The organism is Croceibacter sp. (assembly GCF_002716225.1).
Lineage (GTDB): Bacteria > Bacteroidota > Bacteroidia > Flavobacteriales > Flavobacteriaceae > Croceibacter > Croceibacter atlanticus.
Map to the genome: position 1 here is coordinate 64,358 of NZ_PAZX01000004.1, position 16,530 is coordinate 80,887.

A 16,530-nucleotide genomic window follows, 5' to 3' on the forward strand; every position below is an offset into this window, starting at 1 on the left:
TATGCTATGACTAAGATAGCAAACTATATAGAATTATGTAGAAGAAATATTACGAAAACGCTGTAATAATGTTGGATGTGAATAATGCATAAAAACATAAGCAGGATGTGGTGTTAAATTGCTTAAACTATTTTTAGACAGTGTTTTTAATCCAGAAATTAATGGCGCTCCAGCATAGGTTTCTTTGGCAAAGTTATCTGCTTGATATTCAAAAGCTCTTGAAATAAAATTCATAAGTAAGCTCGTGATTTCTGAGATTGGACTATATAGTATTCCAAATGCAATTAAGCCTATATGAAAACTTGGTGTAGCTACTCCTAATGCCTGTGATAATAATGGACTACCAATACACAAAGAAAGTAACCAAAGCGTAAGGCCTGTTAATGCTATGGAGGTGATTAAATTAATTATAATATGGTTTTTCTTATAATGCCCAACCTCATGTGCAAGAACTGCTACTATTTCTTCTTCTTCTAAATCATTTATTAAGGTATCGTATAGTGTTATGCGTTTTTCACGACCAAATCCTGAGAAGTAGGCATTTGCTTTTGTACTTCTTTTAGAACCATCTATTACAAATATGTTATCTAACTTAAACCCAACTTTACTTGCATATGCTTCAATTTTTTGTCTTAGTGAACCATCTTCTAAAGGTGTTTGTTTGTTAAATAATGGGACTATGAGTTTTGCATAAAACATATTCATCACAACAGAAAATACAGCGATAACTGCCCAAGCATATAACCAGAATGAAGATCCTGCCCATTGATAAAACCAGATTATTAGCGATAAAAGTGCTCCACCTACTATTATGAGCATAAACCAGCCCTTAATTTTGTCAAGCACAAAGGTTTTTAGCGTTGTTTTATTAAAACCATATTTTTCTTCGATAACAAATGTGCTGTAATATGAAAATGGTGTAGTAAGAATGTCGCTACCCAACATAATAATACCAAAAAAGATAAGCGCTATTAAAATGGGATGATCTGTATATTGTCTTGCTAACTCATCAACAAAAGCAAAGCCATCTAGGAAGAAAAAAGCTAAAAGCAATACTAAGGAAAATACACTGGAGACCATACTAAATTTAAAACGCTCTTTTTTATAAGCCTGAGATTTTAAATATTCCTCTGTGTCATAAACATCTTGTAATGGTTCTGGAAGTTTATCACCATAGTGTTTAGCATTTAAAACATCTAAAGTTGTATCTATAACAAACTCTATAATGATAATTGCAATTAGTATAAAAAATAGGGTAGTAGGAGTCATATAGTTATCTCTTATTTAAACTTGCGTTGTCGTTTGGCTTCATAAATTAAAATTCCTGCAGCTACTGAAACATTCATTGAGTCTATCTCACCTTGCATTGGGATAATAATATTTTGGGTTGCATTTTTACGCCATTCGTCACTTAATCCTGTTGCTTCTGTACCAACTACAATAGCAGTGGCTGTTGTAAAATCTTGTAAATGGTAATGTTCTGAAGCTTGTAAGGCGGCACAGTAAATATTTACTTTTTGCTTTTTTAAAAATGAGATTATTTCAGTTGTTGTTCCTACAGCCACTTGATTTGTGAAAACGCAACCAACACTACTTCTTATGATATTAGGATTGTATAAATCTGTCTTAGGGTTAGCAATTATTACAGCATCTACATTTGCAGCATCTGCAGTTCTTAGTAGTGCACCAATATTACCAGGTTTTTCAGGAGCTTCAGCTATAAGAATTAAAGGTGTTTCAGAGGTTTTTATATCAGCTAATTGATGTGCTTTTGTTTTAACAATTGTAATAACACCTTCTGTACTGCCTCTATATGCAACCTTTTGATAAACTTCCAAAGACAATTCAGTATAACTGATATGCGCTTTAATTAAATTGTTTAAAGTGTCTTCAGAAACCAATTCTGGGCAGAAGAAAACTTCAGATATGTTATAGCCTCCTTTAAGGGCAAGCCTAAGCTCTCTTAAACCTTCTACTACAAAAAGACCTTCCTTACGACGGTTACGCGATTTTTCTTGTAACTGAAGTAATTTTTTTAAGGTAGGATTACTTGTGCTGGAAATAAATTTATTCATCGTGCTGCAAAATTACGTGTATTCCTCGTATTTTTAGACAAAGTACAGGTATTATGAAGACACTATTTTATTTATGTATTGCAGCTTGTTGTTTATTAAGTTGTAAAAACAATGAAAACCAAAAGGAATCTGATCAAGTAGATCATTCTAAAATGAATCATGATGCAATGTCACAAAGTGATCATCAACATATGGATCATTCCGACCATATGATGAATCATCCCAAATTACCATATCCTAAACCTGTTAAGCATATATTTAATGCTCACGGTGGCATTACGACTTGGGATGCCATGAATAATTTATGTTTTCAAATTGATGGTAAGAATGGTATAGAAACTCATACTACAGATTTAAAAAGTAGAAAGGCAAAGATACAAGCAGAACAGTTTGCTCTTGGTTATGATGGGAATGAGTATTGGCTATCTCAAGAAGACTCAGTTTTCGATTCTGGCAGAGTGAAGTTTTATCATAATCTTATGTTCTATTTCTATGCTATGCCATTTGTTTTAGGAGATAATGGAATCTCTTATACAGATGTTCCTGATATTGAAATACAAGGTAAAACCTATAAGGGTATTAAGACTTTCTTTGCAATGGGTGTTGGTTTGTCTGAGAAAGATAATTACATAATGTATCTAGATAAAGAAACTAACAGATTAGAGTGGCTTGCCTATACCGTTACGTATGGAGAAGATAAACTCTCCAACGATTATAGTTATATAAAATATGACAAATGGCAGGATATAAATGGGTTGCGCTTACCAAAAACACTTATTTGGTATAGTACTAAAGATGGTAAACCTTTTGAAGTACGAAAAGAACTTACATTTAAGAATGTTACTATTTCTGAGACGGTATTAAATGAACGTATTTTTATAGCGCCAAAAAACGCAGAAACTATAAATTAAACTTAACCTGAGTTAAATAATGACCACTTATCTTTCTATAAATCTTAACGATTGTTAGAGAGGTAATTTCTTCCATAATATCGTATTTTTAATAAAATGAAAAAGGATTTAAAAAACGGTATTGTTTTTACGCATCATAGCCCAGAAGAGCAAACTCCTTTTGAGCGTCTTTTTGATGTGTTTCAAGAGCTTATCACACATACCTCTGGAGATTTTGATGAAGCTATGGATTGGCTGAAGCAACTAGATGACGAGTACGAGCTAACTACAGAAGATTATACCTTAGAAGATTTTGTTGAAGACCTTAAAAAGAAAGGCTACATACGAGAAGAGGTAAAGCCAGACAAAAAAGGAGGAATGGCTATTACTTCAAAAACAGAACGCCTTTTACGAAAACGAGCATTAGAACAAATTTTCGGAAAAATGCGTCGTGCCGGTCAAGGCAATCATCGTACAAAGCATAGTGGCATTGGAGATGAGCAAACGGGTGAATTTAGGAATTATCAATTTGGAGATGCTTTAGAGCGCGTATCGGTAACAGAAAGCTTACGTAATGCACAAATTAATCATGGAATTGGCGATTTTCATTTAACAGAAAATGATCTTGTTGTAGAAGATACTTCGCATAAAGCACAAATGAGCACTGTGTTAATGATAGATATTTCTCACTCAATGATATTATATGGGGAAGACCGTATTACACCTGCTAAAAAAGTAGCTATGGCTTTAGCAGAATTAATTACAACACGATACCCAAAAGATACCTTAGATATTTTAGTGTTCGGTAATGATGCTTGGCCTATTAAAATTGAAGATTTACCATATTTAAATGTAGGACCTTACCACACAAATACTGTGGCTGGTTTACAGTTGGCAATGGATATGTTGCGCAGATTGCGAAACTCCAACAAACAAATTTTCATGATAACAGATGGAAAGCCAAGTTGTATACAATTGCCAGATGGCCAATATTACAAAAACAGTAATGGCTTAGATTCCCATATAGTTAATAAGTGCTATGCAATGGCACAACAAGCTAGAAAGCTAAGAATACCTATTACAACGTTTATGATAGCTAATGATCCTTATTTACTGCAATTTGTAGATGAATTTACAGATGCAAATCAAGGGAAAGCATTTTACACAGGACTGCAAGGTTTAGGCGAAATGATTTTCCACGATTATGAGGCGAATAGGAAAAAACGCATACGATAAGGGTAAAGTAACGTAACACGAAAGCTCTTGTCATACTGAACTTGATTCAGAATCCCATTCAAGAGAGAATTTTAAAATAGTTTCTGTGGTTTTTAAACAGAAAGAGAATATAAACTATGAGTAAAGAAAATATAACAACATTAGGCCAGCTTAAAGCTTCAGGCTACAAGTCAAAATCAATAAAGGATGAGCTGCGCGATAACTTAATAAAAAATATAAAAGCAGGAAAAAATTCTTTTGAAGGTATTCACGGTTATGAATATACAGTAATACCAGAATTGGAACGTGCAATTTTATCTAAACACAATATAAATCTATTAGGACTACGCGGACAGGCAAAAACACGTTTGGCGCGTTTAATGGTTGGTTTGTTAGATGAATTTATTCCTATTGTTGAAGGTTCAGAAATTAATGACGACCCATTTAATCCTATTTCAAGGACTGCAGTGGAGCTTATTGCTGAGAAAGGCGATGATACGCCAGTTTCGTGGCTTCATAGAGATGAACGTTTTGCTGAAAAACTAGCAACACCAGATGTAACAGTAGCCGATTTAATTGGAGATGTAGATCCTATTAAAGCAGCAAATTTAAAACTAAGTTATGCAGATGATCGTGTTATTCACTTCGGAATGATTCCTCGAGCAAACAGATGCATTTTTGTAATTAATGAATTACCAGATTTACAAGCGCGCATACAAGTAGCATTATTCAATATTTTACAGGAAGGTGATATTCAAATTCGCGGATTTAAATTACGCATGCCGTTAGATGTACAATTTGTATTTACGGCAAACCCTGAAGATTATACAAATAGAGGAAGTATCGTAACTCCTTTAAAAGATAGAATAGGATCTCAAATACTAACACATTATCCAGAAACTGTTGAGATAGCTAAAACCATTACACAGCAAGAAGCTAAGGCAGATGTAAGAAAAGACACCGTTCATGTTCCTGAAATAGCTAAGAATTTATTGGAAGAACTATCATTTCAAGCAAGGGAAAGTGAGTTTGTAGATATAAAAAGTGGCATCTCTGCCCGAATGAGTATAACTGCTTATGAAAATTTACTAAGTACAGCAGAACGTAGAATGTTTTTATCTGGTGATGACACCACAGCAGTAAGATTCAGTGATTTTATGGGTGTTATTCCTAGTATTACTGGTAAAATTGAATTGGTGTATGAAGGTGAGCAAGAAGGCTCTGCTGCAGTGGCAATGCAACTATTGTCTAGAGCTACAAAACAAATCTTTATTGAATATTTTCCTAAAATTGAAAAGCTTCAGAAAGCAGATGATGTAGATCCCTATCAAAATTTAGTTGAATGGTTTTTTGAAGAAAGTAAGTTTGAACTTTTAGATAATTTTGCAAATGATGAATATAAATCTCAGTTAGATTCAATTCAACCTTTACAAGCATTAATTGAAAACCATATAGATGATGATGTTAATGAAGATGACCTGTATTTTATAAAAGAACTAGTCCTTTGGGCATTAGTAGAGTATAATAAACTTAGTAAATACAGAATGACAAATGGTATGCGTTTTAAAGATATTTACGGCGGTTACATAAGTGGACTGTAATAATTAAAAATAATTGGCAGTAGGTATGTTTTGTAGAGTAGGTTACTATTGTAATCGTTTAAACTCAAATTTAATATTCATTTCGCTGCCACTTACGCTTGCGTAAAATGTATTCCCTTTATTAATATAATTTATAATATTAGGAAATTCGATATCTGGATTTTCAAAAGTGAATTCTTCCTTAGTAAGTTGTATGTTTTTAAATAGTGTGGCTACTTCTTCTTGAGGAGATTTAATAGCTAATTGCCAAGCATTATCAACTTTAGATAATTGCATGTGTTCTTGCCAGATAGTATCGTTACCTTTTAAAGTAAATCCTAAACCTTGGTAGGAGTCATTAATTTTCTCCCAATGCTCATAGGTTTCAGAATTTTCTTTTTGCTCATTGGTACGTTGCCATTTTCCTAAAAGCCAATCAAAAGCTGTTGTATTGAGATCACTAACGCTAGTTGAATCTATTAAAGTTTCAGAAGTAATAGAGCGTTCAGTTTCAATAGATTTTTTATCTTCTTTACAAGAAAAAATAAAAAGACCAATTACAAACAGATAAAGGCTAATGATTTTCATCTTAACATAATTAATTAATCTCTTTTCAGCACTTTGTATTCCTCATAACAACCAGAAATAGCATCTAGTATCTGTAAATCGTTTGCGGTGCTTATAAAATCTTTAGAGTAGTTGCAGTTTCTTAAAATCTCATCAATATCAACACGGCTTACTTGTAGTAGCGCTTGTAGTGTCTCACGATCATACTTAGTCTGCAAAAGATTTCTTATCTCATCATCTTCTTTCATCTGTCTAAGCTTACGCATTTGTGTTGGACGTTTACCAAAAACATTATATAAAAAATCTGCAGGATTAAAAATAGAGCCTAAGACTTTAGTTACAGCACTAGGCTGTCTGTCTCCACCTTCATAGCCAGTATTAAGACCAGAAATAGAATAACGATAGTTGTTGTAAATAGGAATATTCTTAGCATCAATCTCTATATAACCAGTTAATTGTACAGGTCTTACAGTTACTTCTTCCAAGGCAATACCAACCTCTGTCATTTTTACTTTTACATCACCATACTTAAGCCAGTCATTAGAAACTGTTACTTGAATAGATTTATAACCTATATATGAAAAATACAAGGTATCATTTACTTCTGCTCTAATTTCAAATTCACCTTTTTCATTGGTAGTAGCTCCTTTAACCTGGTTAAGGTTAACAATGTTTACATTTTCAAGTATCCTATCATTTGAGGCGCTTTGTACAATACCTGTTACGGTTTTTTGAGAGCGTGCCGTAAAACCGAAAAGTAATAACAGTAAAAGTAAAGGAAATGAAGTTTTCATAAATAAGGTAAATAAGCTCTAGTGCTAAAAAATCGTATCAAATATAGAATAAGTCGTTATTAAAAAGAATGCCTTGCAAAGTAATTGTTGCAAGGCATTTTAATATTTATGATTATTTACGTCTAGAACGTCTTCTGCTTATAGAGCTTTTAACATTTTCTGCTCTCGTGCTTCCGCTGCCTTCAGAAGATCTTTCTCGTTTAGGGCTTGAGCTTCTGCTAGAAGAATCGCTACTGCGTCTTGAAGATTTTTTTCTGTCTCTTCCGCTGTCGCCTCTATCGCTGTCACTACTTCTGCGCTTACCTTTAAAGCCACCGCCATCTCTAGAGCTTTTACTTCTGTCTCCTCCAGAACGACGACCACCGCCGCCTTTTCCTTTAAAGCCACCACCGCCAGAACGACGACCGCCACCACCAGATCTACGACCACCGCCGCCACCAGAGCCACCTTTGTCTTTAGTCACTTCAACATTTACACTACGACCTTCGTGAGTCATATCTGCAAAAACCTCCATAACCTTATCAAGCTTGTCTGCATCTGTATTAAAGAAAGAGAAGGTGTTTTTAACATCTACTTTGTAAACGCCATCACGATCTAAATCTAATTGTTCTTTTAAGAAGTCTTTTAAAGACATCCAATCAAAACCATCTTTACCACCAACGTTAATAAAGTAACGAACACTGTCTGAGTCTCCTTCACTATAATCACGATTGTCTGCAGATACTTGGCTTATGCTATCCTTACTATAGTAATTGTGGAATCTTGTAAATTCAACAGAGAAAAACTTTTTAATAAGTTCTTCTTTAGTGTAATCACCTAACTCTTCTTCTAATTGAGGTACATACTTATCAATTGCATGATTTATTTCTGTATCCTTAATCTGGCTTGCAAGGTGAAATAATTGAACTTGGCAAATTTCTTCACCATCAGGAACATCTTTACGCTCAAAGTTACGTTGTATGCGTTTTTCAATAGCTTTAATCTTACGCATTTCGCTTTTTGTAGCAATAGTCATAGAAGTACCACTTTTTCCTGCACGACCAGTACGACCACTACGGTGCGTATATACTTCTGGCTCATCTGGAAGCGTGTAATGAATTACGTGAGTAATATCATCTACATCTATACCACGAGCAGCAACATCTGTAGCTACAAGCATTTGTATTTGGCGTGTACGGAAACTACGCATTACCAAATCTCTTTGGTTTTGACTTAAATCACCGTGTATAGCGCCAGCGCTATAACCATCTTGTATTAATTGCTCTGCAACTTTTTGAGTATCACGTTTTGTACGGCAAAATATAACAGAGAAAATCTCTGGGTTTGCATCACATAAACGCTTTAAAGCTTTATAACGGTCACGACCACCAACTAGGTAATACTCGTGAGATACGTTTTCTGTACCTTTATTTTTAGATCCTACTGTAATTTCAACAGGATTATTCATAAAGTCTTTAGCAATTCGTGCTACCTCTTTAGGCATTGTTGCACTAAATAACCAAGTAAATTTATCTTCTGGTGAGTGAGAAAGAATTTCTGTGATATCATCATAGAAACCCATATTTAACATCTCATCTGCTTCATCTAAAACACAATATTGTATTTCAGAAATGTCAACTAAACCACGTCTTATCATATCTTGCATACGACCAGGCGTAGCAACAATAATCTGAGCACCACGTTTTATTTGCTTAGCTTGTTCTGTAATGCTAGCGCCACCATAAACTGCAACAGGATTTAATCCCTTTACATATTTAGAGTAATTTTGAAGCTCATTTGTAATTTGAAGACAAAGCTCACGTGTTGGAGACAGGATTAACCCTTGAGTTTTCTTGTATCCAGGATCAATCTTTTGGATTAAAGGAAAACCAAAAGCAGCAGTTTTACCAGTACCTGTTTGCGCTAACGCAACAATATCTGTGTCTTTTTCTAATAGGATTGGGATGGCCTTTTCTTGTACTTCACTAGGTTCAGTGAATCCCATATCGTTAACGGCGTTAACGATTTCGGCGTTTAAGCCGAGTTTCTCGAATAAATTCATATAGTATGTAAAACCTCGAGAATAATTTTGCACCAATGCCGACCGACTCTCAAGGCGGTTAAAATTTTTGCAAAGGTACGGTTTATTTATTGATTATTAATGATAATAATTCAATTAGATTTTGTAATGAATTTTAAATAGAAATGTATTGTAAACTATTGAAAATCAATCTTCTTTTAAATAATCTATAAGCTCTCTTATGGCTTTTCCACGATGACTGTGCTTTGCCTTTTCATCTTGAGGCATTTCAGCAAACGTTTTTTTAGATGCATTCGGTATAAAAATAGGATCATAACCAAATCCTTTTTCGCCTCTTTTTTCTTTTATAATTTCACCTCTGCATATTCCAGAAAACAAAGTCTTTTGTTTATCTATAACTAATGCAATAATGGTTTTAAATTGCGCAGCTCTGTTATCTTGATCTTTTAAGTTATCGAGTAACAGATTCATATTGTCTTCACTACTACGTTGTTCTCCTGCATACCTAGCAGAATAAACACCAGGTTTACCATCTAACGCATCAACCTCTAAACCGGTATCATCTGCAAAACAATTAAAGCCAAGTCTGTCTTTAATATAGTTTGCTTTTAATATTGCATTGCCTTCTATAGTATCTTCTGTTTCTCTTATATCATCATGAAAATCGATATCTGTTAAAGATAAAAGCTCGATGTATTCAGGCATTAATGCCTTTACTTCAGCAAATTTATTTTTATTATGTGTAGCAAATACAAGTTTCATGGTATCTTGAAATTGATAGGATTTAATATAGTAGCAAAGATACAAACCAGAGCTTAGAAAGTGGTTTTTTTTAAGAATATACAATCTATAGGTATCACTTAATTTTCAAAATAAGAATGCTAAGAAAATCCTATCTTTGCCCACTGAAAAAATTATTGCAATGAAAATTTCTTACAACTGGCTTAAACAGTTTATCCAGATAGACTGGGCACCCGAAAAAACAAGTGAACTTTTAACAGATTTAGGTCTTGAAGTAGAAGGTATTGAAGCCTTTCAAAGCGTGAAAGGTGGTTTAGAAGGTGTTGTTGTAGGAGAAGTGCTTACGTGTGAGCCTCATCCTAATGCAGATCGATTAAAAGTAACCACAGTAAATGTAGGAGAGCAAACACCTTTATATATTGTATGTGGAGCACCTAATGTAGCTAAAGGTCAAAAAGTACCTGTTGTAACAGTAGGTAGCACTTTATATGACGAGAATGGTGAGCCTTGGGTTATAAAAAAAGGTAAGATAAGAGGTGAGGTTAGTGAAGGTATGATTTGTGCCGAAGACGAGTTAGGCTTAGGGAAAAGCCATGATGGTATTATGGTATTAGATGAGTCTCTTAAAGTAGGTACACCAGTAGCAGATATCTTTGATATAGAGAATGATGTAGTATTTGAGATTGGATTAACACCAAACAGAGCAGATGCCATGAGTCATTGGGGTGTTGCTAGAGATTTAAAAGCAGGTTTAATACAGCAAGAGCATGTCGTTACCTTAAATACACCTTCTGTTAGTAAATTTAAAGTTGAAAATAGAAGCAGACGTATAGCTATTAATGTTGAAGATACAGATTTAGCACCAAGGTATTGCGGAACGACAATTACTGGTATTAAGGTAGCAGAGTCTCCAAAATGGTTAAAGAACAGATTGTTAGCAATAGGATTAACTCCTAAGAACAATGTGGTAGATGTTACTAACTATGTTATGCATGAGTTAGGACAACCATTACATGCATTTGATGCAGACCGTATTGAAGGTGATGTTATAAATGTAAAAACGCTACCTGCAGGAACAAAATTCACAACTTTAGATGAGGTAGAACGTGAGTTACACGAAAATGATTTGATGATTTGCGATGCAAATAAACCATTATGTATTGCAGGTGTATTTGGAGGTGTAAATTCTGGTGTTACAGAACATACAAATAGCATTTTCTTAGAGAGCGCTTATTTTAACCCTGTAAGCGTACGTAAAACAGCTAAAAGACATGGGTTAAATACAGATGCATCTTTTAGGTTTGAACGTGGAATAGATCCAGAAAGTACAGAATATGCATTAAAACGAGCAGTCTTGTTAATACAAGAACTTGCGGGTGGAGATGTTACAATGGATTCTGAAGACTATTACCCTAAAAAGTTTGAAGACTTTCAAGTCTTTTTAACATTCGATAAGATTAATACACTTATAGGTGAAGAAATACCTACAGAAACTATTAAATCTATATTGGCATCTTTAGAAATAAAGGTGAACAACGTTACAGAAACTGGCTTAGGACTTACAATACCTTCCTATAGAGTAGATGTGCAAAGACAATCGGATGTTATTGAAGAAATACTTAGAGTATATGGATACAATAATATTAAGGTTGGTAAGAAGTTAAATGCTTCTATGTCTAATTCTGGTCGATTTGAAGATTATAAATTACAGAACGTTGTAGGAAATCAACTTACGTCTCAAGGCTTTTACGAAATGCTGTCTAATTCTTTAACAGCAGAGCGTTATGCAGAACTAAGTGAACAATCTAATCCTAAGCACGCAGTTAAAATGCTAAATCCATTAAGTCAGGATTTAAGTGTATTGAGACAGAATATGTTGTTTTCAGGCTTAGAGTCCATTGCTTTTAATGTAAATAGAAAGCGTGCCGATTTAAAATTGTTTGAATTTGGTAAAACCTACCACAATTATGATAGTGGTAGAGTAGAAGCTAAACATTTAGCTATTTATTTAACAGGAGATCGTAATACAGAGGCTTGGAATATAGTGCAAAAGCCAAGCGACTTCTTTTTGCTCAAAGGTACAATTGAAGCGATTTTAAATAGATTAGGTATTTCTAAACTTAATTACGCGCCTACAAAGCATTCCGATCTTTCTGAAGGTATGAGTATTTCTTTAGGAAAAACAACCTTGGTAGATTTTGGTATAGTAAACAAAACTCTTTGTAAAAAGATGAATGTTGATCAAGATGTGCTTTTTGCAGATTTTAATTGGGACAATGTGTTGCTAATGGCTTCTAAACAACGTTTTAAGTTAAATGACATTCCTAAATATCCTAAAGTGAGAAGAGATTTTGCTTTACTATTAGATGATAATGTAAATTTCTCTCAGATAGATGACATTGCACAAAAAACAGAACGTAAACTACTTAAAGATGTAAGTCTTTTTGATGTTTATGAAGGAAAAAATTTACCAAACGGGAAGAAGAGTTATGCAGTGAGCTTTATTTTACAAGATGAAAATAAAACCTTGACAGATAAACAGGTTGATAAAATCATGGGGAAATTGCAGCATCAATTCGAAAACCAATTAGGAGCAGAGCTTAGATAATTATTAAGTGTTTAATGCATTTCAATATATGTTGGAATGCATTAAAACATTTAATTCTAAATCTATTGTAAATTAAAACTCCTGTAGAGCTCTATTTATTTAGAGATGTCTTAAAATCCAATTGCAGTATCATCTCCACGTCTATCTGCGCCACCTTCCAGCTTGCCATCTGGCATAATGAGAATACCATCTACCTTTCCTATAATAGGACTTTCCTCTTCATTTATTAAGTAACCTTTTTCTTTAAGTGTAATCAACTCTTCAGTAGAAAACACATCTGGTTCAAACCTTATAACATCTGGTAGCCATTGGTGATGAAATCTAGGAGCATCAACTGCTTCTTGCATAGTCATATTAAACTCCTGCACATTTAAGATAGTCTGTAGTACAGATGTAATTATGGTACTTCCGCCTGGTGTGCCAACACTCATCCAAAGTTTACCATCTTTTTCAACAATTGTTGGAGTCATACTACTTAGCATACGTTTTTCTGGAGCTATACTATTTGCTTCTGCGCCAATTAATCCAAACATATTAGGGACGCCTGGCTTACTGCTAAAATCGTCCATTTCATTATTTAGAAAGAAACCTAATTCATCCACATATAATTTAGAACCATAAGCGCCATTAAGTGTTGTGGTTACAGAAATGGCATTTCCATAAGAATCTATTATAGAATAGTGTGTAGTTTCATCACTCTCGTAGCCTATTATATTTCCGTGAGAAACATTGGAAGATTTAGTGGCATTATCCCAACTAAAACTTTTCATTCTTTGGGTTAAATAAGCTTCAGAAATTAGTGAATCTAAAGGAATGGCTGTAAAATCTGGATCGCCTAACCAATGACTTCTGTCTGCGTAAGCGCGACGTTCTGCTTCTGTTATAAGTTGTATGTATTTAGCAGAGTTGTGTTTATACTGTTGCAAATCATACGGCTCTATCATTCCCATAATTTGAGCCAAGCAAATACCACCACTACTTGGAGGAGACATACTTATTATTTTTAAATTGTCATATGTAAATGTGATTGGGTCACGCCATACAGCATCGTAGGCTTTTAAATCTTCAAGAGTAATAAGACCACCTTTTTCTGACAGAAACTTCACTAATTTTTGTCCAGTTTCACCTGTATAAAACTCATTTTCTCCGTTAGTGGCAATTCGTTTTAATGTTTTAGCTAGTGCAATATTTTTCACTGTATCTGTAAGGGTTTCAGAATACAATGTTGTCTTACCATTAACCGAATCAAAAACTGGCGCATAATACTCAAGGCGTTCTTTTTGGTTTTTAGTTATAACGTAGCCTTGTTCTGCAAGTTTAATTACCGGCATTAATAAACTGTCTATTGGCATACTTCCAAAAGTTCTGTGTGCTTCAAAAATTCCTGCAATTGTACCAGGAACACCAACAGCTTTTGCACCAACTGTGCTTAAATTTGGTATTATATTACCGTTTTTATCTTGGTACATTGTTTTGCTAGATAATAATGGTGCTTTTTCTCGATAGTCCAATGCGCCTGTTTCTCCATTTTCTAATCGATACACCATAAAACCACCACCGCCAAGATTTCCTGCAAATGGAAAGGTAACTGCTAAAGCCATTTCTGTGGCAAACATTGCATCAAAGGCATTACCGCCTTGTTCAAGAATTTCACTACCTATCTTAGAAGCCTCTGCTCTTGCAGAAACTACCATAGCGTTTTCTGCAATAGGTCCATATTTTGGTGTTTTTTTAGGCTCTGGTTTAGTTTTACAACTTAAAGCTACAATGCATAAAAATAGGAGGCTAATGTAAATTCTCATGAGATAATAATGTTGGAAGTAAGTCTTCTACGTAAGTTTCTAAATCTTCAAAAAACGTTCGAAATTCTTTTTCAAATTCTGAGTAGAATTTCTGTAAATCATAAACTGCCAAATGCATATCACTTCGGCGTTTTGTTCTAATGTTCATTTGATATAAAATCTTTCCAATGCCATCAATAGTAGCATAACTTAATAACCAATTATGCTCTGTCATCACTGGCAGAAATGATTGTACACGTTTGGGTAAAATACTGTATTGGTTTTCTAGGAGTGTATAAAATTCATTTACATATTCTGATAGCGGTTGTGGATGAAAATCGTTCCAGTTTTTGGCTAAATAATGGTCATAAAGAATATCTACGATAACGGTACTGTAATGAGAGTATTTGGGAAAGAGGCGAGATACACTTTCTCTAACTATAGGGTGTGAGTCTGTGTAGGTGTCTATCGCACGGTGCAAGGTAATTCCTGTGCGCATACGCTCTGGATATTTTAAAAATGACTTTCCTTTAATGGAGTCTGCAGCAAAATTCCCTATTTTGAGCAAATCGTCATCCTTAGACAGGTAAATATGAGCAAGGTAATTCATTAGGCCGAAGTTACAACATCGGTTTTGAAATAGTATATTTGTTCTTGAAAATTAATGAATGTCTCTTTAGAGAATTTCAACACCATAAATCGTTACAATTTAGTGGTTAAAAAGACTTTTAAAGTAAAGCTAACGTTGTTTAAATTACATATCACTAATTTTCTAACCAGCTAATTATCAAAATTTAAAACTTAAGAATGACTCTAATAAAATCTATATCAGGAATACGCGGTACCATTGGTGGTAATGTAGGAGATAACTTAACACCAATTGATGCTGTTAAATTTGCAAGTGCTTATGGTACTTGGCTAAAGCAGCAAAGAACTAAAGATAATTATAGAGTTGTTGTAGGTAGAGATGCTCGTATTTCTGGAGAAATGATACAAAACTTAGTAATGAATACCCTAGTTGGTTTAGGAATTCATGTTATAGATTTAGGACTTTCTACAACTCCAACTGTTGAGGTTGCCGTGCCAATGGAGCACGCCGATGGTGGTATAATTTTAACTGCAAGTCACAACCCCAAACAATGGAATGCACTTAAACTTTTAAACCATAAAGGTGAATTTTTGAATGGTGCTGAAGGACAAAAAATATTAGACATAGCAGAAGGTGCAAATATAACATTTGCTGAAGTTGATGATCTTGGAGAAATAACTAAGAACGATGCGTACTTTGATTTGCATATTGAAGAAATTTTAAACCTAGATTTGGTAGATGCCGATGCAATAAGAAAAGCAAACTTTAAGGTTGTGGTAGATGGTGTTAATAGTACTGGTGGTTTAGCAATACCAATGCTTTTAAATGAGCTAGGTGTAGAAACAGTAAAACTTTATTGCGAACCTAATGGTCAATTTCCACATAATCCAGAACCCTTAAAAGAACACTTAGGAGATATTTGTAAACTTGTAGTTGAAGAACATGCAGATTTTGGTGTTGTTGTAGATCCAGATGTAGATCGCTTAGCGTTTATTGATGAAACAGGAGAAATGTTTGGTGAAGAATACACATTGGTAGCTGTTGCAGATTATATCTTAGGAAAGCAAAAAGGAAACACTGTTAGTAATATGAGTTCTTCTAGAGCATTAAGAGATGTTACGGAGAAACATGGTGGTAGTTACCAAGCAAGTGCTGTTGGAGAGGTTAATGTTGTACAGCTTATGAAAGATACAGATGCTGTAATTGGTGGAGAAGGCAATGGAGGTATTATTTATCCAGAATTACATTACGGTCGTGATAGCCTTGTTGGAGTAGCATTATTTTTAACGCACTTAGCAGAAAAGAAGATGAAAGTTTCTGAGCTTAGGGCAACATACCCTAGCTATTTTATGAGCAAGAATAAAATACAGTTAACACCAGAGTTAGATGTAGATGCTATTTTAGAAGCTGTTGAAGCGCATTACAAAGATGAAGAAGTTACCACAATTGATGGTGTAAAAATAGATTTTGCAGAAAATTGGGTTCACTTGAGAAAAAGTAATACAGAGCCTATAATTAGGGTTTATACCGAAGCAAAAAGTCAAGAAGAAGCAGATCAACTAGCTAAAGACATGATGACAGTTGTTGAGAGTATTGCTAAAAAATAAATGTAAAGGTCAAGAAGCATTTAGTGTATTGACCTTTTTTTTGCATACAAGAGCTTTTAAACT

13 protein-coding genes are annotated in these 16,530 nt (G+C 34.2%); 5 read left to right on the forward strand and 8 right to left on the reverse strand.

Going from position 1 to position 16,530, the window contains the following annotated elements:
* Positions 1–33 precede the first annotated feature (33 nt).
* Entirely contained in the window at positions 34–1,269 is a 1,236-nt protein-coding gene (locus CL818_RS01355) for a M48 family metallopeptidase (protein WP_272974295.1), read from the reverse strand.
* Positions 1,270–1,280: 11 nt separating this feature from the next.
* A complete protein-coding gene (locus CL818_RS01360; RefSeq protein WP_272974294.1) occupies positions 1,281–2,075 on the reverse strand; it encodes a TrmH family RNA methyltransferase in 795 nt (264 codons plus the stop codon).
* Positions 2,076–2,128: 53 nt separating this feature from the next.
* Between CL818_RS01360 and CL818_RS01365 the strand changes: the two genes are divergently transcribed.
* The 3 genes from CL818_RS01365 to CL818_RS01375 all read left to right on the forward strand — a co-directional run bounded on the left by CL818_RS01365 (position 2,129) and on the right by CL818_RS01375 (position 5,781).
* Entirely contained in the window at positions 2,129–2,986 is an 858-nt protein-coding gene (locus tag CL818_RS01365; RefSeq protein WP_272974293.1) for a DUF6503 family protein, read from the forward strand.
* 96 nt (positions 2,987–3,082) lie between these two features.
* Complete coding sequence (locus CL818_RS01370; RefSeq protein WP_272974292.1) at positions 3,083–4,201, forward strand: vWA domain-containing protein; 1,119 nt, start codon at positions 3,083–3,085, stop codon at positions 4,199–4,201.
* Between the two features lie 116 nt (positions 4,202–4,317).
* Positions 4,318–5,781: a sigma 54-interacting transcriptional regulator gene (locus CL818_RS01375; RefSeq protein ID WP_272974291.1), complete on the forward strand. Its 1,464-nt coding sequence runs from the start codon at positions 4,318–4,320 to the stop codon at positions 5,779–5,781.
* 45 nt (positions 5,782–5,826) lie between these two features.
* Here CL818_RS01375 and CL818_RS01380 read toward each other — a convergent pair whose 3' ends face one another.
* The 4 genes from CL818_RS01380 to CL818_RS01395 all read right to left on the reverse strand — a co-directional run bounded on the left by CL818_RS01380 (position 5,827) and on the right by CL818_RS01395 (position 9,903).
* Positions 5,827–6,348 (reverse strand): DUF6265 family protein, encoded by a 522-nt coding sequence (locus CL818_RS01380; protein ID WP_272974290.1) that lies wholly within the window; start codon positions 6,346–6,348, stop codon positions 5,827–5,829.
* Between the two features lie 14 nt (positions 6,349–6,362).
* On the reverse strand, positions 6,363–7,121 hold the full coding sequence (locus CL818_RS01385) for a carboxypeptidase-like regulatory domain-containing protein (protein ID WP_272974289.1): 759 nt from the start codon (positions 7,119–7,121) through the stop codon (positions 6,363–6,365).
* Between the two features lie 112 nt (positions 7,122–7,233).
* Positions 7,234–9,162, reverse strand: coding sequence for a DEAD/DEAH box helicase (locus tag CL818_RS01390; protein WP_272974288.1), 1,929 nt, complete (start codon positions 9,160–9,162; stop codon positions 7,234–7,236).
* 165 nt (positions 9,163–9,327) lie between these two features.
* Complete coding sequence (locus CL818_RS01395; RefSeq protein ID WP_272974287.1) at positions 9,328–9,903, reverse strand: non-canonical purine NTP diphosphatase; 576 nt, start codon at positions 9,901–9,903, stop codon at positions 9,328–9,330.
* Positions 9,904–10,039: 136 nt separating this feature from the next.
* On the opposite strand from CL818_RS01395, the gene pheT reads away from it, so the two are divergent.
* Positions 10,040–12,490: a phenylalanine--tRNA ligase subunit beta gene (gene pheT, locus CL818_RS01400; RefSeq protein ID WP_339637918.1), complete on the forward strand. Its 2,451-nt coding sequence runs from the start codon at positions 10,040–10,042 to the stop codon at positions 12,488–12,490.
* A gap of 110 nt (positions 12,491–12,600) precedes the next feature.
* Here the strand turns inward: pheT and ggt are convergent, their stop codons facing one another.
* Entirely contained in the window at positions 12,601–14,292 is a 1,692-nt protein-coding gene (gene ggt, locus CL818_RS01405; RefSeq protein WP_286971224.1) for a gamma-glutamyltransferase, read from the reverse strand.
* The gene (locus tag CL818_RS01410; protein WP_272974284.1) at positions 14,276–14,881 is read right to left on the reverse strand and encodes an acyl carrier protein phosphodiesterase; all 606 of its coding nucleotides are present in this window, start codon (positions 14,879–14,881) and stop codon (positions 14,276–14,278) included. The genes ggt and CL818_RS01410 overlap by 17 nt, the downstream gene beginning before the upstream one ends.
* A 197-nt stretch (positions 14,882–15,078) precedes the next feature.
* On the opposite strand from CL818_RS01410, the gene glmM reads away from it, so the two are divergent.
* Entirely contained in the window at positions 15,079–16,467 is a 1,389-nt protein-coding gene (gene glmM / locus CL818_RS01415; RefSeq protein WP_013187512.1) for a phosphoglucosamine mutase, read from the forward strand.
* Positions 16,468–16,530 lie beyond the last annotated feature (63 nt).